Source organism: Psychromonas sp. MME1 (assembly GCF_041080865.1).
Taxonomy (GTDB): domain Bacteria; phylum Pseudomonadota; class Gammaproteobacteria; order Enterobacterales; family Psychromonadaceae; genus Psychromonas.
This window is the reverse complement of record NZ_CP160906.1, coordinates 2,019,522-2,040,274: the sequence shown is the minus strand read 5'-3', so window position 1 is coordinate 2,040,274 and position 20,753 is coordinate 2,019,522. Positions and strand designations below refer to the sequence as shown.

Annotated in this window: 15 protein-coding genes, 1 tRNA gene and 1 pseudogene; 16 read left to right on the top strand and 1 reads right to left on the bottom strand. The window is 41.6% G+C overall.

All coding sequences use genetic code 11. The features are described 5' to 3' along the window. Positions 1-27: 27 nt before the first annotated feature. Positions 28-2,607: a leucine--tRNA ligase gene (leuS, locus tag AB2N10_RS09315; protein WP_369433737.1), complete on the bottom strand. Its 2,580-nt coding sequence runs from the start codon at positions 2,605-2,607 to the stop codon at positions 28-30. 491 nt (positions 2,608-3,098) lie between these two features. Between leuS and AB2N10_RS09310 the strand changes: the two genes are divergently transcribed. The 16 genes and pseudogenes from AB2N10_RS09310 (at position 3,099) to tolQ (ending at position 20,749) form a co-directional block, all read left to right on the top strand. Continuing rightward, positions 3,099-3,189 (top strand) — tRNA-Ser (locus AB2N10_RS09310). 335 nt (positions 3,190-3,524) lie between these two features. Beyond that, the gene (locus AB2N10_RS09305; protein ID WP_354623942.1) at positions 3,525-5,294 is read left to right on the top strand and encodes a long-chain fatty acid--CoA ligase; all 1,770 of its coding nucleotides are present in this window, start codon (positions 3,525-3,527) and stop codon (positions 5,292-5,294) included. A 56-nt stretch (positions 5,295-5,350) separates the two neighbouring features. Next, the gene (locus AB2N10_RS09300) at positions 5,351-6,640 is read left to right on the top strand and encodes an acetyl-CoA C-acyltransferase (protein WP_369433736.1); all 1,290 of its coding nucleotides are present in this window, start codon (positions 5,351-5,353) and stop codon (positions 6,638-6,640) included. Continuing rightward, positions 6,640-7,101, top strand: a complete 462-nt coding sequence (locus tag AB2N10_RS09295; protein ID WP_369433735.1) for an enoyl-CoA hydratase-related protein — start codon at positions 6,640-6,642, stop codon at positions 7,099-7,101. Before AB2N10_RS09300 ends, AB2N10_RS09295 begins: the two co-directional genes overlap by 1 nt. Beyond that, positions 7,071-8,792 (top strand): 3-hydroxyacyl-CoA dehydrogenase NAD-binding domain-containing protein, encoded by a 1,722-nt coding sequence (locus AB2N10_RS09290; protein WP_369433734.1) that lies wholly within the window; start codon positions 7,071-7,073, stop codon positions 8,790-8,792. The genes AB2N10_RS09295 and AB2N10_RS09290 overlap by 31 nt, the downstream gene beginning before the upstream one ends. After that, on the top strand, positions 8,789-10,684 hold the full coding sequence (locus AB2N10_RS09285) for an acyl-CoA dehydrogenase family protein (RefSeq protein ID WP_354623945.1): 1,896 nt from the start codon (positions 8,789-8,791) through the stop codon (positions 10,682-10,684). Before AB2N10_RS09290 ends, AB2N10_RS09285 begins: the two co-directional genes overlap by 4 nt. A gap of 5 nt (positions 10,685-10,689) precedes the next feature. Then, the gene (locus AB2N10_RS09280; RefSeq protein WP_369433733.1) at positions 10,690-12,819 is read left to right on the top strand and encodes an alpha/beta fold hydrolase; all 2,130 of its coding nucleotides are present in this window, start codon (positions 10,690-10,692) and stop codon (positions 12,817-12,819) included. Between the two features lie 122 nt (positions 12,820-12,941). After that, positions 12,942-13,466 carry a crossover junction endodeoxyribonuclease RuvC gene (gene ruvC, locus AB2N10_RS09275; protein ID WP_354623947.1) on the top strand — a complete coding sequence of 175 codons (525 nt, stop codon included), beginning with the start codon at positions 12,942-12,944 and terminating at the stop codon, positions 13,464-13,466. Positions 13,467-13,510: 44 nt separating this feature from the next. Then, complete coding sequence (rarD, locus tag AB2N10_RS09270; RefSeq protein ID WP_354623948.1) at positions 13,511-14,398, top strand: EamA family transporter RarD; 888 nt, start codon at positions 13,511-13,513, stop codon at positions 14,396-14,398. Positions 14,399-14,464: 66 nt separating this feature from the next. Further along, positions 14,465-15,088, top strand: coding sequence for a Holliday junction branch migration protein RuvA (ruvA, locus tag AB2N10_RS09265; protein ID WP_354623949.1), 624 nt, complete (start codon positions 14,465-14,467; stop codon positions 15,086-15,088). A gap of 34 nt (positions 15,089-15,122) precedes the next feature. After that, a complete protein-coding gene (gene ruvB / locus AB2N10_RS09260; RefSeq protein WP_354623950.1) occupies positions 15,123-16,136 on the top strand; it encodes a Holliday junction branch migration DNA helicase RuvB in 1,014 nt (337 codons plus the stop codon). 529 nt (positions 16,137-16,665) lie between these two features. Further along, a complete protein-coding gene (locus tag AB2N10_RS09255) occupies positions 16,666-18,234 on the top strand; it encodes a cytochrome ubiquinol oxidase subunit I (protein ID WP_354623952.1) in 1,569 nt (522 codons plus the stop codon). An 8-nt stretch (positions 18,235-18,242) separates the two neighbouring features. Next, positions 18,243-19,380: pseudogene (cydB, locus tag AB2N10_RS09250) on the top strand (cytochrome d ubiquinol oxidase subunit II). An 18-nt stretch (positions 19,381-19,398) separates the two neighbouring features. Beyond that, entirely contained in the window at positions 19,399-19,527 is a 129-nt protein-coding gene (gene cydX, locus AB2N10_RS09245; protein WP_354623955.1) for a cytochrome bd-I oxidase subunit CydX, read from the top strand. A 144-nt stretch (positions 19,528-19,671) separates the two neighbouring features. Further along, positions 19,672-20,076 carry a tol-pal system-associated acyl-CoA thioesterase gene (gene ybgC / locus AB2N10_RS09240; protein ID WP_354623956.1) on the top strand — a complete coding sequence of 135 codons (405 nt, stop codon included), beginning with the start codon at positions 19,672-19,674 and terminating at the stop codon, positions 20,074-20,076. Continuing rightward, positions 20,066-20,749, top strand: a complete 684-nt coding sequence (gene tolQ / locus AB2N10_RS09235) for a protein TolQ (protein ID WP_354623957.1) — start codon at positions 20,066-20,068, stop codon at positions 20,747-20,749. Before ybgC ends, tolQ begins: the two co-directional genes overlap by 11 nt. Positions 20,750-20,753 lie beyond the last annotated feature (4 nt).

Below are 20,753 nucleotides of genomic sequence, written 5' to 3'. Positions count from 1 at the left end.
GCGCAATGAAAACCTAGTTTGTTACCACTAATTTGCGACGATATTAAGTAATTTACCTGGAACGTAAATGATTTTTCGCACCGTTTTTCCATCGGTAAATTTACTGACATTGTCAGTTGCAAATGCAAGTGCCTCGACACTCTCTTGCTCCGCTGTAGCTGGTACAGATAATTTTGCGCGTAGCTTGCCATTAACTTGTACCACAATCAGTTTTGAATCTTCCACTAATGCAGTTTCATCAACCGTTGGCCATTCTGCGTTGATGATATCATCTTGTGCACCGAGCATTGCATATATCTCTGCGGCGATATGTGGCGTGATCGGTGATAAGAGTTTCACGATGGCAACTAACGCTTCATGCAAAATAGCACGGCTTTGTTCGTCATCCATTGCCGCTTTAGTTAACTTATTCATTAACTCCATGACGGCTGCAATAGCTGTGTTAAAAGTTTGACGACGGCCAATATCATCGGTCACTTTGGCGATGGTTTTATGTACATCACGGCGTAGCGCTTTTTGTTCATCATTATGTGCGTCAAGGTTTAACGGCGCAGTTTCACCTAATGCCACGTGGTCATAAGATAGTTTCCACAGACGTTTTAAAAAGCGTAGCGAACCTTCTAGGGCGGAGTCAGACCATTCTAGCGTTTGATCGGAAGGTGCAGCAAACATCATAAATAAGCGCACACTATCGGCACCGTATTTATCGATCATCAACTGTGGATCTATGCCGTTATTTTTAGATTTAGACATTTTACTCATGCCATCATAAATAACAGCTCTGCCGTCTTTTGTTTTAGCGGCGATCACTTTACCTTTGCCATCAAGTTCTGTTTCAACATCCGTTGGTGCAACCCAAACTTTACCGCCTTTCTCATCTTCATAGTAATAAGCATCTGCTAATACCATGCCTTGAGTGAGGAGTTTTTTATATGGCTCATCGCAGTTAACCAAACCAAAGTCACGTAATAATTTATGGAAAAAGCGCGAATATAAAAGATGTAAAATGGCATGTTCGATACCACCGATATATTGATCTACAGGTAGCCAGTAGTTGGCTTTTTCTGGATCGAGCATCATATCGTCACTTTGTGGTGAACAGTAACGCGCATAATACCAGCTTGATTCCATAAAGGTATCAAAGGTATCTGTTTCATGCGTTGCTATTTCGCCGTTAAAGGTTGTTTTTGCCCACTCTGGATCAGCCTTAATCGGAGAGATGATACCATTCATCTGAACATCTTCAGGTAAAACAACCGGGAGTTGATCTTCTGGGACTGGAACCACTGAGCCATCTTCCAAGTTTAACATCGGGATAGGTGCACCCCAGTAGCGCTGACGCGAGACACCCCAGTCACGTAGACGGAAGTTAACTTGACGTTTACCTTTGTTCTCTGCCACTAATTTTGCTTCAACGGCATTAAATGCTGCCTCGAAGTCTAAACCATCAAATTCAGCGGAATTAAAGCAGATGCCTTTTTCTGTGTATGCTTCAAGGGAGACATCGACATCACTATCGGCAGGTTTGATTACCGCTTTAATATCGAGTCCGTAGGCTTTAGCAAACTCATAATCACGTTGATCATGTGCCGGTACAGACATTACGGCGCCAGATCCATATCCCATTAAGACAAAGTTAGCAGTCCAAATTGGCACTTCTAAACCAGTAATAGGGTGAATCGCTTTTAGGCCCGTATCAACGCCTTCTTTTTCCATGGTTGCCATATCAGCTTCTGCCAATTTTACGTTTTTGCATTTTTCACAAAACGCAGCAAGTTCAGGATTGTTTTGGGCAGCCGCTAGTGCCAATGGATGTTGAGCTGCCACGGCAACATAGGTGACACCCATCACGGTATCAGGACGGGTTGTGTAAACAGAAAAGCGTTCATCGCTTCCTGCAACGTTAAAGTCCATCTCAATCCCTTCAGAACGACCAATCCAATTACGTTGCATGGTACGTACTTGCTCAGGCCACTCTTCTAACGTATCTAAATCATCTAAAAGTTCTTGCGCATAGGCGGAAATTTTAATAAACCACTGTGGGATCTCTTTTTGCTCAACGAGGGCACCAGAGCGCCAACCACGACCATCAATAACCTGTTCATTGGCGAGTACAGTTTGATCGACAGGATCCCAGTTTACCGTAGACATTTTTTTATAAACTAACCCTTTTTCATAGAGCTTAGTAAAGAACCACTGTTCCCAGCGGTAATATTCAGGACGGCAAGTGGCCAACTCTCGAGACCAATCGTAACCAAAACCGAGCTGTTTTAGCTGCGTTTTCATATATTCAATATTGTCATAGGTCCAACCAGCTGGTGCGGTATTATTTTTAATCGCCGCATTTTCTGCTGGTAATCCGAAAGCATCCCAGCCCATAGGCTGCATGACGTTTTTGCCTTGCATGCGTTGATAACGTGATACTACATCGCCAATGGTATAATTGCGGACGTGACCCATGTGTAATTTCCCACTTGGGTAAGGGAACATAGATAGGCAGTAATATTTTTCTTTTGATGGATCTTCTGTCGCTTTAAATGATTGTTCTTCTTCCCATTTTGTTTGGAATTTCTTTTCAATCTCTTTGGGATTATATAACTCTTGCATATCGTATCTGCCTAGCAATAATAAATGAAAAAATAAATAGGGTGATAGGATACAGGAGCGAGGACTGAGCAACAATATTTATGAGAAATAAGCGTGATTTTTACTCGGATTGTTAACATATTGATGGCTGTAGCGTAAAAACGAGCTAAAAAGGGGCTGTTTTTTGTACTTTCTTTGCGAAGTGAGTTGCCTTGCTATTGGGTAATTGTATTTATTGCTCAGTAAAGATGAATTTCCCCCTCAACAGCAGAGTGAGGCAACGCAGCGATAGTAGTCAAAAAGTTGAATATGATCTAAGTGGCTATTGAGGAGATTGCAACTTAAGCTATGCGATGCGTGTTGATGATAATACGGATCCACTGTAGCTATCATTATTAGTAATTTTTTGACGTTAATTTACCCATTTTGTTGATAAATTCGGCAAACAAATTTTTTTTATGTAATTCTACTTTACAAATTGAAGCGACAATCTGTATGATTCGTCCTGTTCCGGAGGGGTGGCAGAGCGGCTTAATGCACTGGTCTTGAAAACCAGCGAGGGTTAATAGCTCTCCGAGAGTTCAAATCTCTCCTCCTCCGCCACATTTTAAAGGCTTCTCAATTGAGAAGCCTTTTTCATTTCTGTAATATAGAAAATCCCATATCCTTGCTTGTTATTACTCTATTGGTTGCTTTATCTGAGAGTAAATGGTGCGCAGGTTTGAGTCTGCATTTTTATATTTTTTTTGCTTAGAACTATTATTCACCATGCTTCGCATAGCCATGCGGACTGAACTCCACACCCCATTATATTTACCTATTATTTCAAGCTAACTCACAGATAAACAAAACAAACAGATCGGTTACGTTTGCCCAATGGCAAAGCCGCCCTATACTTAATATGCAATACCCGCAGGTGAAACAGAGGGATTCATGTTATGACGAAAGAAGGAATGACATTACCAGAACTTGTGCAACAATCTTTTACCACTTTCCGTAGTAGTGGAGCGTTTTTTTATCGTCGAGGAGATGGTTTTTCTCCCCTTTCATCTGAACATTTTTTAGAAACTATTCGTCGTATGGCTTTGGGATTTGCTGCGTTAGGCTTAAAGCGTGGCGATGTGGTAGCTATTATTGCTAATTCTAGCCCTTGGTGGTTAATGGTGGATTTGGCCATAATGTTAGCGGGTGGTTACAGTACCGCAGTATTCCCTAAAATCAGCAAACAAAATCTTGCCTATCAACTCAAAGATTCAGCTTGCCGTTTTGCCTATGTAGATGATCCTGAGTTATGGACTTTTGCACAAAGTGAATGCAAGTCATTAAAAAAAGTAATCTTAAGAGATGTTGCCCATCAGCAAAAAAGTAACTATGTCAATTTTAACGATTTGCTAAAAAAAGGCGACCAATTATCACTGGCTAAACCGGAGCTATATCGACAACTTTGTGCACAGCTAAAGCCCGATGATATTGCCACCATTATTTATACATCAGGTAGCACTGGTGATCCTAAAGGTGTTGTCCTTAGCCATAATAATCTATGTAGCCAAATCGTTGCTGCTATACAGCGTTATCCTCTGGATCATAGTAAAGATAGGGCGCTCAGTGCATTACCTCTTGCGCATTGTTTTGAACGTACGGTGGTTTATACCTATTTCTGTCAGGGGGTGCCCATCTATTTTGCTGATGACGTGCAAAAGCTTAAAGAGTATTTACCGATAGTCGAGCCTACGATAATGACCATGGTGCCGCGTATTTTAGAAAAACTCTATTCGAAATTACATGAAAAAATAGACAGCTCCTCTTCTTTAATAAAAGCACTGGGCAATTGGAGTGTGCAAGTCGGGCATCAAGATAATGCTAATGCGCTCAGTAAATTTGCCGCAGATAAATTGCTATTTAAAAAAATCAGATCGGGTTTAGGAGGTCGATTAAAAACAGTCATTGCTGGTGGTGCCGCTCTCGATGAACATTTATGTCGTTTTTTTATTAATGCAGGTATTCCCATTTATCAAGGTTATGGTTTAACGGAAACATCGCCAGTGTTAACTGCTAATTATCCTGGTCATAATCATCCAGGAACAGTTGGCCCCGCTTTTCCCGATGTGCTGGTGGAAATTCGGGGAGAAGAGGGGGAGATTCGCTGTAAGGGACCAAACATCATGCTGGGGTATCATAAAATGCCCGAGTATACGGCTAGTCGTTTTGATGATGACGGCTGGTTTTGTACTGGCGATACGGGAGTATTCGACAAACATGGAAATTTGATTATTACTGGACGCTTGAGTGATATTTGTAAAACCTCAACGGGTAAATTTGTTTCGCCCGTACCGCTTGAGCAAGCTCTACTTAAACATCCTTTAGTTGATGCTGCAATGGTGATTGCAGATGGTCGCTCATTTGTTAGCGCACTGCTTTTTGCGGAAGGCGAAGCTTTCCAAAGAGCATTTACCACCTATCAAAACTCGCCTGAATGTGCTGAGTCTCAGGATGCGGATCATTGCATTATGCAGTCCTTGCAAAAACACGTCGATCAAATCAATGCAACGATTAATGACTGGGAAAAAATACGTAGCTTCAGGTTAATTACCGAGGAGCCGACGATTGAGTCAGGTTTATTAACGCCGACCATGAAACTTTGCCGAGGAAAAGTGAGTGAGCGACATGCAGAGCTGATAACGTCTATGTATAGCCATCATAGCGAATAAAATAATTACTAAAGACCATCAACTGTGATCCATTTTAAGCATTGATAGGAGAGGATATGAAAGAGCGATTAGCGATAATTGAAGGGATTCGTAGCCCTTTTTGTAAAGCGGGTACGGCTTTTAAGGGGATGCAGGCGGATCAACTTGGTGCCATTGTTGTTCGTGAGTTAATGGCACGATCGGTACTCAATTATAATGACATTGACGAGGTGATAATGGGCAATGTGGCTCAGCCCGGTCATGCCGCTAATATTGCTCGTGTGATCGCCTTACAGGGTGGTTTTCCTTCAACCACCATCGCTTATACGGTTAATCGCAATTGTGCGTCGGGTATGGAAGCGATGACCACCGCCGCGAATAAAATATTTGCTGGTGAAATCGAGATCGCGGTCGTAGGTGGGGCTGAATCGATGTCTAATATTCCACTATTATTGAGTGCGCAAATGAGTGATTTTTTTACTCGGCTAATGATGGCTAAAAGCTTGCCGGATAAATTAAAGGCGCTATTGACATTCCGCGCCCATTTTTTAAAACCAGTGATTGGTATTGAGCTCGGATTAACTGACCCCGTTTGTGGGTTAAATATGGGGCAAACGGCGGAAGTGTTATGCCGTGAATTTGCCATTACCCGCCAAGAGCAAGATGAGTTTGCATTGCTTAGTCATCAACGTGCAGCACAGGCACAGTCCGATGGACGTTTGAGCGATGAAATTGTGCCTGTTCCCTGTGCACCTGATTATAAACATATTCAACACCTTGATAATGGCCCGCGCGGTGATCAAAGCAGTGTGGCATTATCTAAATTACGTCCCTATTTTGACCGCGATGCAGGTAGTGTGACCGTTGGTAATGCCTGTCCGATAACCGATGGTGCGGTAGCTTTCACTGTGATGGCGGAGTCAACGGCAAAACAGCGCGGTTTAAAACCCCTTGGATATTTACGTGATTACAGCTATGCCGGACTTGATGGTGCGCGAATGGGACTTGGGCCCGTTTACTCTACAGCCTGTTTATTAGATAAAACGGGGCTGACACTCGATGATTTCGATTTAATTGAACTAAATGAAGCTTTTGCCGTGCAGGTGATCGCCAATGAGCGTGCCTTTGCGAGTGACCAATTTGCAAAGCAATATCTACACAGAGATAAAGCCATAGGGGTCATCGATCGCGCCAAGTTAAATGTCAATGGTGGGGCGATTGCACTCGGTCATCCCGTTGGCGCAACGGGCGGGCGATTAATATTAACCTTGTTGCATGAATTGCGCAGAAGAGGGGGGCAAAGAGGATTAGCGACACTTTGTATTGGTGGTGGTCAAGGTGCATCTCTGGCACTGGAGGTAGAGTAATGAAAACAATTCGCATGGAAAAAAACGATTGGTTATTACGTGTTATTTTTGACCTTCCCGATGAAAGAGTAAATAAGTTATCCACAGCTGTTATGTCTGAGCTAGCTCAAGTGGTCACAGAGCTTAGTAAAGAGACGCAGTATGAAGTGGTCAGTTTTGAAAGTGCTAAAAAAGATATTTTTATTGCGGGGGCCGATATTGAGGAATTACGCGATATTAATGACTTAGCAACTGCACGTGAAAAGGGGCAAGTTGGGCAAATGTTGTTTACCCGTATCGCCGCATTACCACAAACCACCGTCGCGATTATTGATGGTGCCTGTGTTGGTGGGGGCTGCGAGTTGGCGCTAGCCTGCGATTACCGTATCGCCACGGATAATCCTAAAACAACTATTGGGTTACCTGAAGTTCGCTTAGGAATTATTCCCGGGTGGGGGGAACACAACGCTTACCAAGATTAATCGGTTTACCCAATGCATTGGATATTATTTTGGCAGGAAAAACCGTTAATGGCAGTAAAGCGAAAAAAATAAAATTGATAGATAAGTTGATCGCCTCTGCGTTATTAAATGATCAATGTGAAGGCTTTTTACAACAGTTGCGCGATCCGAACTTTAGAGATGAGTTAAAGGCGAATAGGGAGCCTCGAGCTAAAACACAACGCATCATGAATCAACTCTTAGAGACATCCTGGGGCCGTGCATGGGTGATTAAACAAGCGCGCAAAAGTGTTCTGAAAAGCAGTAAAGGTTTTTATCCCGCTCCACTTGCCGTGCTCGATGTTGTCGCGACTAAATGCAGTTTTAATGAGGGCATCAGCCGTGAACTTGAGGCCTTTTCCAAATTAGCGGTTAGCGATATATCGAAAAATTTGATCGAACTGTTTTTCTTAACCGAAGCGGTTAAAAAGTCTACGGGAGCAGATTATAAGGGCGAAATTACGCCGCCTCAGCACGCAGCAGTGCTTGGTGCCGGGGTAATGGGGGGCGGTATCGCGTGGCTATTATCTCAGCACAAACTTTCCGTCAGAATGAAGGATATTAGTTGGGATGCCGTCGCATTAGGTTATGCACAGGCGAGTAATTATTTTGCCCAGTTAAAAAAACGTCGTCGCCTTCAACAAGGTGACATTGATCGGGCCATGAATCGCATTGGTGGATCGGTAAATTATGAAGGTTTTGCCCATGTAGAAGTGGTGATCGAAGCGATTGTGGAAAATATCACTATCAAAAAACAGCTATTAGCGGAGACAGAAACGCACATCAGTGATTCGACATTGCTCTGTAGTAATACTTCTGCATTGTCTATTACCGAGATGGCGAGTGTGCTAAATCGCCCAGAAAATTTCTGTGGGATGCACTTTTTTAATCCCGTTAATCGTATGCCTTTGGTGGAGATTATTCGCGGCGAAAAAAGCAGTGATGAGACCATTGCGCGTGCGGTTGCTATGGTTAAAAGTTGGGGGAAAACGGCAATTGTTGTGGCTAACTGCCCGGGATTTTTAGTTAATCGAATTTTATTACCCTACATGAATGAAGCTGCCTATTTACTACAAGAGGGGGCTGATATTGAGATGATTGATCGCGTGATCACTGAGTTTGGTATGCCGATGGGACCTTTTCAGTTAGCCGATGAGGTGGGCATTGATGTTGGTTATAAGGTTGCTAAAACGCTACAGGAAGGTTTTGGTTCGCGCATGGCGGTGAGTCCGCTGCTCACAACCGTATATGAGGATTTAAAACTGTTAGGAAAGAAAGGGGGTGCTGGATTTTATAAATATCAAGGTAAGGAAGTCACAGTCAATCCATTGGTGGCCAATTTTACGGGGACAACGGCGAAAAAAGCGCACAGTGAAGAGGATATTATTGACCGCTTAATGATTATTATGGTTAACGAAGCCGCACATTGTTTGCAGGAAAATATCGTTGCTAATGCAGGACAGTTGGACTTGGCGATGGTGATGGGCACGGGCTTCCCGCCTTGGCGAGGTGGATTGTGCCGCTGGGCTGACAGTGTTGGTTTGGAGACTATCGTCAATAAATGTAACGCTCTTAATGAAATTATCCCTGAACGCTATCAAGTTAGCCCCTATTTAACGGAGTTGGTCGCTGCTCAGAAAGGATTTTACGCGCAGGCTAAGGAGGTATTATGAACTCAGAAGATGACAATAAAATGGTCATAGATACATCGAAAATGAGCGATGCGAAGGCGTCATCATTACATCTGACCGAAAATGCTCGCGAGTCGATATGGCATCATCCTAGTTTTGGCAAATCCCTGTTCATGGGCGAATTTAATAAAGCGATGATTTTCCCCTTTCCAAAACAAAGTGAGGAAGATAAGAAAATAGGCGATCAACTGGTTGCTGATGTGGAGGTTATCCTACGTGAAAAATTGGATGCTGATTTAGTTGATGAAACGCGAGTTATTCCAGAGGAGGCGATTCAAGCATTACAAAAAATCGGTATTTTCAGCATGAAAGTGGATAAAAAATATGGTGGATTAGGGCTTTCTTTGGTCAATTATAATCGTGTCATGGCAGCTATATCCAGCCATTGTGGCTCGACCGCGGTTTTAATATCGGCACATCAAAGTATTGGTGTACCTCAACCCTTGAAATTATTTGGAACAGAGGAGCAGAAACAACGTTTTTTACCGCGGTTTAAAGAAGGGGCAATCTCTGCTTTCGCATTAACGGAGCCAAGTGTTGGCTCCGATCCTGCACACATGAAAACCACCGCCACCTTAAATGAAGCGGGCACCCATTACCTCATTAATGGCGAAAAGCTCTGGTGTACCAATGGCTTGATTGCAGACTACTTGGTGGTGATGGCATGCACCGCCCCTAAAATAATTAATGGTAAAGAGAATAAGCAAATATCGGCATTTATTGTGGAAGGGAAATCGCCGGGTATTGAGATACGGCACCGCTGTGATTTTATGGGGATACGTGGTATTCAAAATGGTCTTTTGCATTTTACTGATGTTGCGGTGCCCGTTGAAAATCGTATTTTAGAAGAGGGGCGTGGCCTTAAAATTGCCTTGGCAACCCTTAATACTGGGCGACTTACTATCCCGGCTGCCTCCACGGGTATGGCAAAACAGTGCGTTAATATGACACGACGTTGGGGCAATCAACGAGTTCAATGGGGGTTGCCAATTGGAGAGCATGAAAAAGGGTCGAATCGTCTTGCTTTTATTGCTTCGACCACCTTGGCAATGGAATCCGTCACTTGGTTAACTAGCCATTTAGCGGACAGAGGCGATGTTGATATTCGCATGGAAGCGGCGATGGCGAAAATGTTTTGTAGTGAAATGGCGTGGCAGGTGGTCGATGAAACGGTGCAGTTTTTTGGTGGGCGTGGATATGAGAAAGCCAGCTCATTAAAAGCGCGGGGGGAATTACCCTTTCCCATCGAACGTATGCTACGAGATTGTCGAATCAATCGTATTATTGAGGGGACAACGGATATCATGGAGCTTTTTTTAAGTCGAGAGGCGCTTGATAGTCACCTAAAACTGGCGCAGGATTTACTGCAACCGGGTCTTGATGCAAAGGGCAAAAAAGCGGCCATGATTAAATTGAGTAAAGCTTATCTTAGTTGGTATCCAAAACAGTTCATTAACATGAGTTTGATTACAACTGTCACAAGCATCGCAGGTGGCAATTTGGCAAAACAGCTGAGTTATTGTGAACGTGCAGCCCATAAGTTGGCGCGAACGCTGTTTTTACAATTGTTAATTCATCGTGAAAAACTGGAATTACGTCAGGAGATATTAGGTCATTTAATGGCGATTGGTAGTGAAATTTTCGCCATTGCTGCTACCTGTTCATACGCACAAAATCAGTACCAACAAGGAAACCGTAATGCAATCGACTTAGCGCAGCACTATTGTCGATTAGCACGTCAACGTATTAAGGCTGAATATAATGCGCTCTCATTTAAACAGCGTAAAACGGCAAAAAATATAAGTGACAGTCTGCTCAAGGATCATTTAATTTGGTTAGAGAGGGGGATCTATCCGGTTAATGATAAGGAGTAATCACTATGTTATATGAGAGCAGGCTAGAAAAAGCGAGTCGATCCTTTCGAATATCAGGGCTGTTGATCAGTGCGTTGGAAAAATTTACGCGTACTTCTATTTCTGTTGAGGGGTTAGAAAATACGCGTGCTAACCCGACCTTATTTGTTGTCAACCATTTTACCCGTATTGAGACCTGCCTGTTGCCCAAAGTATTGTACCAATTCAATGGGCAAATGGTCCATTCTTTAGCTGACAGCGCATTGTTCGTTGGAAAGTTTGGGCAATTTTTAACCTCAGTGGGGGCTTTTCCCGTTAATCTTAAGGGCCGGGATGAAAAAATCATATCTGAATTGATGCGTGGTAGTTATAACTGGGTGATTTTTCCTGAAGGGTCAATGATGAAAAATAAGAAAGTGGTTGAAAATGGACGCTTACAATTACACTTACCCCATATAAAGCGCTCACCTTATACGGGGGCAGCGACCTTAGCATTGAAAAGTTTTTTATTGAAAGAAGATTATAAACAGGCGATTGCTGATAATAATGAAAAGTTGATTAATTTTTACCAAGATACTTATCATTTGCGTGGTCCGGGCAATCTCGACCCGTTAGACCTATGTATTGTGCCTGTCAATATTACCTACTACCCATTACGCCCAGGTAGGAATTTATTGGCAACGGGCGTACAGCTTTTATTAAAAGATCTTCCCCCGAAAGTAGAAGAAGAGTTATTAGTTGAGGGAAAGCTATTACTACAAGAGAGTGATATGTCTATCTCCTTTGGACATCCACTGGATGTGCGTAGTTTCTGTAAGCCCTACCGTCGTTTATTTAATCTATTTTTACCTTTTTTATCGACTCAGAGGAAAATTAATTGGTTGATGCTGCTGATGCGTCACCGCTTAACGCGGCTATTTATGCACCGAATCTATAAACGTTTATCTATCAATATGGACCATTTGGTCGCAACGGCATTGCGTTATGTCCCCGTTCAGGGAATTGCTGAGCAAACCTTTAAACAAGTTATCTACCTTGCTATTGTCATGATAAAAAATCATGGGCAGCGACGCGTGCATCAAAGTATTGATGATAGGGTGATTAATCTCATTGCTGAAGACCCCTATAAACCCTATGAGAGTATTATTGCCCTCGCTGAATCGGAAAAAGTGTTACGGCGAGAAGATGGTCTCCTATATGTCGATCATAATAAAATAAAACTGCAACATGCCTTCCATCGCGTGCGCCTTGATAATACGACGGCCGTATTAGCCAATGAGTTTGAGGTGATGGAGGAGAGCGTTGCGGCGATAAAAAAATTACTGGCTAACTCTGCGGCTAAATTAACCTATCAGGTAGCCGATGCCATTATGAACCGAGACTGCTCTATCTATGAGGAAGAGCGAATGCGTTCCTATATCAAAGACGAAAGTAAATCACGAGACGTGGGTAAGCCGCGCCATTTAGTGGGCGATAAAAGCAAGCCCGGTATCGTGCTTATCCATGGTTTTTTGGCTTCCCCATTGGAAATGTTAGCGCTGGGTGAGTATTTGAATAAACTGGGATATGGCGTTTATTTGGTGCGTTTAGAGGGGCATGGGACACATCCTTCTGAATTGGAAAATGCCACTGTCGAGAAGTGGAGAGATTCTGTGCAACGAGGATATGCGCTGCTGAGCCATTATTACCGTAAAGTCATCGTTGTTGGATTTTCTGCCGGAGCGTTACTCGCCTTACTCAAGGGCAGTAGTGAAGGCAAACAATTAGCGGGTATTGTCGCAATTAATCCCGCTTTGACTTTACGACAAAAATCGAGCCAATTATCTCCAATGTTAGATAGATGGAATAAAGCGCTACATAATTTATCGCTTAAGCGGGGCACTTTACCTTGGTTAGAAAATGAGAGTGAAAATAGCGACAGCAATTACGATAAAATATATATCAGTGGATTGCGTCAATTTACCGAATTACAAGCCCTCTGTGGGGATAAGTTGGCTAAGGTTCGTGCTCCTTTATTAATTATACAGGGTAGTAATGATCCTCTCGTTGATCCTAGTGGCGCAAGGGAGATAGTTAATACGGTTTGCTCATCACAGAAAAAGTTAGAGGAAATTGCATTTAATCGCCATGTTATTGTACGGGGAACGCTTGTTTAGAGGTATTTAAGTTAGTTGAGCAATTTATCGATGGGCTGTAAATTTATTTTGCGCTAGCAATGCGCAAAGCGTACAGTAGGCTACTATTTTGACCCCGTGGGATTTTTTAAAGGTATGTTGGTGTGAGTATTATTCTTGGTATTGATCCTGGGTCGCGTATTACGGGTTACGGTGTGATCCAACAAAAAGGCAGTAAATGTATCTATATTGCTAGTGGATGTATTCGCACTAAAGGTGATCAGTTAGCTCCTAAATTAGATATGATCTTTAAAGGGATCTGTGAAATTATTAGCCAATATCAACCCTCCGAATTTGCTATTGAGCAGGTTTTTATGGCTAAGAATCCCGATTCGGCATTAAAATTGGGGCAAGCTCGAGGTGCGGCAATTGTTGCCGCAACGCAAGCGGATCTCTATGTTTGTGAATATTCTGCACGACAAATAAAACAAGCGGTCACAGGAAGTGGTGGGGCGAGCAAAGAACAAGTACAGCAGATGGTGATGAAAATTCTTTCTTTATCGGGAACGCCTCAAGCAGATGCTGCCGATGGATTAGCGGTGGCCATCTGCCATGCCCATACCGCACAATCGTTAGTCGCAATGTCTGGACAGGTAAAGAAAACTGTGCGCGGACGTTTACGTTACTAGAATATTATAATCAGTAATTTATTTTGCCCTTCCTTGAGACATGAATGAAAAATTTATCCGATACACATCTAGGTGTTTTTTATGCGCTTGGTGCTTATTTAATGTGGGGCTTTGCCCCTGTCTATTTTAAATACTTACAGTTTATTCCTGTTTATGAAATATTAGCGCATCGAGTTGTTTGGTCACTATTGGTGACAGCTCTTATTATCAGCTATAGCAATGGGTGGGGTAATGTATTGCAATTATTGCAATCCCCTAAAAAGATAGCGTTATTGGCGTTAACCTCACTACTCATTAGTGGTAATTGGATGATGTTTATCTGGGCGATTAATAATGGCTATATGCTCGATGCTAGTTTAGGTTATTTTATCAATCCTATTATTAATGTTTTATTTGGTTTATTTTTCTTACAGGAGTCCTTAAGCCGCATAAAATGGCTCGCAGTCATGCTTGCTGTCATTGGTGTTTCTATTCAGGTTGTACAATTAGGTGAAATACCCTGGATTGCCTTATTTTTGGCTAACAGCTTCGCTATTTATGGATTGGTTCGTAAAAAAATAAAAATTGCAGCATTGACGGGATTATTTGTTGAAACCCTATTAGTTACGCCCATAGCACTATACTATCTTGTCTATATTGCCAATGGCCCGAGTGCTAATATGTTCGAGAACAGTTGGTCTTTGAATATTTGGCTGATGTTTGCGGGCGTTGTAACGGCGATGCCGTTAATTTTTTTCGGGCAAGCAGCATTACGATTAAAATTATCCACATTAGGCTTCTTTCAATATTTGGCGCCGACATTAATGTTTTTATTTGCCGTATTTATTTACGCAGAGCCATTAAGTTTGGTTAAAATGGTTACTTTTGTATTTATTTGGCTAGGAGTCTGCCTTTTTGCTTGTGAAAATAAAATACAAACATGGCTTAAATAAAGCTGGATATTTAATCAGTTGTTTTTTATGCTAGTAGTATAATCAACATTAAAGAGAAAAGAGCAAATGATTGGTCGTTTACGTGGCATATTATTAGAAAAACAACCACCAGAGGTATTGTTAGATGTATCCGGGGTGGGCTATGAAATACAATTACCGATGAGTTCATTCTATCTTCTACCCGACATTGGCCAAGAGGCTATTATCTACATCCATTTCGTGGTTCGTGAAGATGCTCAATTGCTATATGGATTTACCGATAAACATGAACGTGCAATGTTTCGTGAATTGATTAAAGTGAATGGCGTTGGGCCTAAGTTGGCACTTGCTATTCTGTCGGGAATGACTGCCAATCAATTCGTGCAATGTATCCATAATGATGCCGTTAATAGTTTAGTAAAATTACCTGGGGTGGGTAAAAAAACCGCTGAACGTTTGTTGGTGGAAATGAAAGATCGCCTAAAAAATTGGACGGGGGCCGATTTATTAACTCCTGAAGCAGATAGAATGGCATTAGAAAGTGACAGTGAGCACCCGCAGCAGATAAATAATAGTAAAGAAGAGGCGATCAGTGCATTAGTAGCATTGGGCTATAAACCGATGTTGGCAGAGAAAACCATTAATCAGATATATCAAGCTGGCATGGACTGTGAAGCTCTGATCCGTTCTGCCCTTAAAAATATGCTATAAGTGCTATCACTGCGAATATAATTAAGAGTAAATAATGATTGAACAAGATCGCCTGATTTCCGGCCAAGAAAAAATTGATGATACTTTTGTGGATCGTGCCATTCGACCGAAATTATTAGCAGACTATGAAGGTCAACCACAAGTAAATTGTCAGATGGAAATTTTTATTGAAGCGGCACGTCAGCGCAGCGAGGCGCTAGATCACCTATTGATATTTGGTCCTCCTGGTCTGGGTAAAACAACACTATCGCACATTGTCGCGAACGAACTACAAGTGAATATTAAAACCACTTCGGGGCCTATTTTAGAAAAAGCGGGTGATTTAGCGGCACTATTAACGAACCTTGAAGAGAACGATGTCTTGTTTATTGATGAAATACATCGTTTAAGCCCCATGGTCGAAGAGATTTTATATCCTGCAATGGAGGACTATCAACTCGATATTATGATCGGTGAAGGGCCCGCTGCGCGCTCTATTAAACTTGATCTTCCCCCCTTTACATTAATTGGTGCCACGACCCGTGCTGGTTCCTTGACTTCACCATTACGGGATCGTTTTGGTATTGTACAACGCCTTGAATATTACGATTTAAAATCATTAACTCGGATCGTCTTACGAAGCGCGAATCATCTGCTACTGAAGATGGATGAATCGGGGGCAATTGAAGTTGCAAAACGGTCTCGTGGTACACCACGTATTGCCAATCGTCTGCTACGTCGAGTGCGAGATTTTGCGCAAGTCAAAAATGTGACGGTGATTAACGATGAGATTGCTAAACAAGCGTTGGATATGCTTGAGGTTGATAATCAGGGGTTTGATTATATGGATAGAAAACTCCTGCTCGCTATTTTAGATACCTTTCAAGGAGGCCCCGTTGGTTTGGATAATTTAGCTGCGGCAATAGGGGAAGAGAAAGAGACGATTGAAGATGTGCTTGAGCCCTATTTAATTCAGCAAGGTTTTTTACAACGCACACCTCGTGGTCGCATTGCCACTAACCGAACCTATTTGCATTTTGGATTTGATAAGCCAGAAACATCTCGTTAATTAGGAAGGGGAGACGTGTTGCTATTTGACCCCTATTAGCTAATGTTACGGTATCAACATGTCATTAATTTGAGTATATTTCGTTTTGAATCATACCTCTGATACTTCAATGAATAGATTCGCGATTACAGTTGCGCGGTGATAATTTCTTACTCAATATCTAACTTGATCTAAATCAAATTCACTTGTATAAATGTAATTATTATCAGTGCAACCCTTTGATGTTTATTGATTGTTAATGAAAGTGGTTATTTACATCATATTTTAACATATCGTTAACAATATAGCTTTTTATTTAATCTAGCGAAGACTTGAACGATAGTGTGATTGTGACGAAAAGGAATTTTTCTTTTACTTAAAAAACTACAATGGTATTAAAATTATCAAATAATTATTATATTAAAATTTAATATCAGTCGTTTTTGAGCTTGTTTCTTTTATGTCGAATATCTTATTAGGGATGCCCTATATAGATAAATAATTTAAATATTTCATAATTTATTAAAAATTAACTTTAGGAGAAAAATAGATGGATGACATTGTAGATCTATCGCGATTTCAGTTTGCGATGACCGCTATGTATCATTTCTTATTTGTACCATTAACATTAGGTCTGGCTTGGATCTTAGCGATAATGGAATCACTTTATGTGATGACAAATAAAGAAATATATAAGGACATGACCAAGTTTTGGGGCAAATTGTTCGGTATTAATTTTGCGCTTGGTGTGGCAACGGGTCTTACTATGGAGTTCCAGTTCGGGACTAACTGGGCTTATTATTCCCATTACGTTGGGGATGTATTTGGTGCGCCTCTTGCCATTGAAGGTATGATGGCATTTTTCTTAGAATCAACCTTTGTTGGCCTGTTTTTCTTTGGTTGGGATAGATTAAGCAAAGTACAGCATTTAACTGCAACTTGGTTAGTTGCATTAGGCTCGAGTATGTCCGCACTGTGGATTCTGGTGGCTAATGGCTGGATGCAAAATCCGGTTGGTGCTGAATTTAACTATGAAACCATGCGTATGGAAATGACCAGCTTTGCTGAATTAGTATTTAATCCAGTCGCACAGGTTAAATTTGTTCATACGGTGGCTTCTGGTTATACAACGGGCGCCGTGTTCGTCTTAGCGATTAGTGCTTATTATTTACTGAAAGGGCGTGATATTGGTTTTGCTAAGCGATCTTTTGCAATAGCAGCAGCATTTGGTTTGGCTGGGATTTTATCGACCATTGTGCTTGGTGATGAAAGTGGCTATGAAGTAGGTGATGTGCAAAAAGTGAAGTTAGCAGCGATAGAGTCTGAATGGGAGACTCATCCTGCACCAGCTGCTTTTACGATGATAGGTTTACCTAATCAAGAAGAGCAGCGCACCGATTACGCGATTAAAATTCCTTATGCATTAGGGATTATTGCAACGCGCTCTTTGGATGAAGAAGTGACAGGCTTAAAAGATTTAATGGCTGAGCATGAAGTGCGTATTCGTAATGGTATGATTGCTTATCAATATCTTGAAGCTTTGCGTGCGGGTGATACTTCAGATGAAACAAGAGCTGCTTTCGAAGCTGCAAAAAGTGATTTAGGTTACGGTTTGCTGTTGAAAATATATGCGCCAAATGTCGTTGATGCCACGGAAGAGCAAATTCAAATGGCTGTTAATGACAGTATTCCTGAAGTAGCTCCAATGTTTTGGTCATTCCGTATTATGGTTGGCTGCGGTATTGTTATGCTGTTCATTTTCTTATTCGCTTTCTATCAATCTGCCCGTCATCGTATTGGTGAAAATAAGCTATTTTTAAAAATATGTTTGTACAGTTTACCACTACCTTGGATTGCAGCCGAAGCTGGTTGGTTTGTTGCTGAGTATGGGCGTCAACCATGGGCTATTGCTGAAATATTACCAACATCTATAGGTGTTTCAGGCGTTTCGATTGAGCAGATCTGGTTTAGTATTATCTCTATTGCCGCTTTCTACACCATACTGTTGGTCGCTGAGATGTTTTTAATGTTCCGTTTTGCACGTCTAGGTCCAAGTAGTTTGAAAACCGGTCGTTACCATTTTGAACAACCAGAAAATAGAACAGAACAAAAGGGATAGGAATTATTATGTTTGATTATGAAACGTTAAAATTACTTTGGTGGTTACTGATTGGCGTATTGTTGATTGGTTTTGTTATCACTGATGGTTTCGATATGGGAGTCGGTACATTGCTGCCTGTTATCGGAAAAACCGATGATGAACGACGTATTATGATAAATAGTATTGCGCCACATTGGGAAGGTAATCAGGTCTGGCTAGTGTTAGCTGCGGGGGCTGTTTTTGCAGCTTGGCCTGCTGTTTATGCGACTGCTTTTTCTGGTTTCTATATTGCTATGATGCTGACTTTATTCTCATTATTCTTCAGGCCCGTTGGTTTTGATTACCGTAGTAAACTAGAAAGCTCTCGCTGGCGTAAAAGCTGGGACTGGGGATCTTTGCAGGTAGTACGGTGCCACCAATTGTTTTTGGTGTCGCTTTTGCTAATTTATTGCAGGGGATCCCTTTTGTACTTGATGATTTTTTACGTGCACAGTATTTAGGAAGCTTTTTTGCCCTGCTTAATCCCTTTGCGTTATTGGTGGGGGTATTCAGCTTAATGTTATTTGTGATGCAAGGTGCTGCTTGGTTACAGATGAAAACCGAAGATGAGTTACATGCACGTGCTCGACGTGTTATTTTTGTTGTCGCGCCATTAGCTGTTCTGTTATTTGCTATTGCAGGTGTTTGGTTATATTACGGTATTGATGGTTATGTGATCACCGCGATTGGCGATCTTAATGGCCCCTCTAATCCATTATTAAAAACAGCTGAACTACAGGCGGGAGCATGGTTCTTGAACTATGAGAAATACCCAATAATGATGTTAGCGCCTGCGTTGGGATTATTACTGCCGCTGTTAGCCGTTATTGCGACTAAATTTAACCGAGCAGGCTTTGCATTTTTATTTACTAGCTTGACACAAGCGGCAGTATTGATGACCTTTGCATTGAGTATTTTCCCATTTGTGATGCCATCAAGCATTAATCCGAGTATGAGCTTTACTGTGTGGGATGCGGTATCAAGTGAGATGACGCTGAATATTATGACTATTGCTGCTGTTATCTTTTTGCCTATCGTTCTCTTTATACCTCATGGGGTTATATAAAAATGTTTGGGCGTTTAGGTAAGCAATATATGGCTAAATATAAACATTCAGCTTATTAAGAAATTTAGGGGAAATATATGTGGTATTTTGCGTGGATTTTAGGTGTACTATTAGCCTGTTCATTTGGTATTATCAATGGCTTATGGCTAGAGCAAGTGGAAACTAATGAGCTTGCTGAAAAGCAAAATGATAGCGATAACAGTTAATTCATCATTGCTGATTTAAAAATAAAAAAGAGCCGGACAGGCTCTTTTTTTTGTGACAAAATAAGGTGACGACAAAGAGATAATTCGACAAAAAAAGTCTTTTGTAGTAGCTTTGAAAGCTATTTTTAGCAAAGAGGGAAAGACGTGTTAAGCTCAACATTACCCGTACGAATTTATTACGAAGATACTGATGCCGGTGGTGTCGTTTATTATGCTAATTATTTAAAATTTTTTGAGCGAGGCCGAACAGAGTGTTTGCGTGAAGCCTCGATAGAACAAGATACTTTATTGGCACAAGATATTGCTTTTGTGGTAAAAAAAGTTGACATGGATTGCGTAAAATCAGCACGATTCAATCAGCTGATCCATGTTAATACCGAGGTGCTTTCTTATCGAAAAGCAAGCATCATTTTTAAGCAAACTATTGTCAATGAAAATGGCGAACTGCTTTGTCAAGCGACAACTTTAATCGCCTGTGTTAATTTACAGAAAATGAAACCCACAGCTATTCCGGCTGAAATACTAGAGGTAATGTCCAGTGCACGCTGATATGTCTTTTATAGGTCTATTTTTGCAAGCCAGTTGGCTTGTGAAGTTTGTTATGTTGTTATTATTAGCTATGTCTATCTATTCGTGGACACTCATTTTTTCGCGTACAAGGGTCATTAATGCCGCGAAAATATCGTTGCAGCATTTTGAAGAACGGTTTTGGTCAGGGCATGATTTGAGTCGCCTGTATAAAGAAACGGCTGCTCGTAGCGAACGAATCGTAGGGAGTGAAAAAATATTTTATAGTGGTTTTAAAGAGTTTTCTCGTTTACATCGTATTCCTGGACGCAATGTTGACAGTGTTACCGAAGGGGCACATCGTGCTATGCGAGTCACCTTATCACGTGAAATCGATGAGTTGGAGAAAGGTTTGCCAGTGCTTGCTACTATCGGTTCAATCAGCCCCTACATAGGATTGTTTGGCACAGTATGGGGGATAATGAACTCCTTTATTGCACTTGGACAAGTTCAACAAGCAACATTAGCAATGGTTGCACCAGGAATTGCCGAAGCGCTTATTGCTACAGCTATGGGCCTCTTTGCTGCGATCCCTGCCGTTATGGCCTACAACCGTTTTTCCACACAAGTTGCTTCATTAGAAACTGCTTATATTAATTTAATGGAAGATTTTACCTCGATTCTGCACCGCCAATCCATGAATGAGAATGAGTGATGAG

Coding starts and splice junctions, on each gene's coding strand:
- leuS (WP_369433737.1), bottom strand. CDS start 2,607: ATGCAAGAGTTATATAATCCCAAAGAGATTGAAAAGAAATTCCAAACA.
- ruvA (WP_354623949.1), top strand. CDS start 14,465: ATGATTGGTCGTTTACGTGGCATATTATTAGAAAAACAACCACCAGAG.
- AB2N10_RS09280 (WP_369433733.1), top strand. CDS start 10,690: ATGTTATATGAGAGCAGGCTAGAAAAAGCGAGTCGATCCTTTCGAATA.
- AB2N10_RS09300 (WP_369433736.1), top strand. CDS start 5,351: ATGAAAGAGCGATTAGCGATAATTGAAGGGATTCGTAGCCCTTTTTGT.
- ruvB (WP_354623950.1), top strand. CDS start 15,123: ATGATTGAACAAGATCGCCTGATTTCCGGCCAAGAAAAAATTGATGAT.
- rarD (WP_354623948.1), top strand. CDS start 13,511: ATGAAAAATTTATCCGATACACATCTAGGTGTTTTTTATGCGCTTGGT.
- AB2N10_RS09305 (WP_354623942.1), top strand. CDS start 3,525: ATGACGAAAGAAGGAATGACATTACCAGAACTTGTGCAACAATCTTTT.
- AB2N10_RS09255 (WP_354623952.1), top strand. CDS start 16,666: ATGGATGACATTGTAGATCTATCGCGATTTCAGTTTGCGATGACCGCT.
- AB2N10_RS09295 (WP_369433735.1), top strand. CDS start 6,640: ATGAAAACAATTCGCATGGAAAAAAACGATTGGTTATTACGTGTTATT.
- cydX (WP_354623955.1), top strand. CDS start 19,399: ATGTGGTATTTTGCGTGGATTTTAGGTGTACTATTAGCCTGTTCATTT.
- AB2N10_RS09285 (WP_354623945.1), top strand. CDS start 8,789: ATGAACTCAGAAGATGACAATAAAATGGTCATAGATACATCGAAAATG.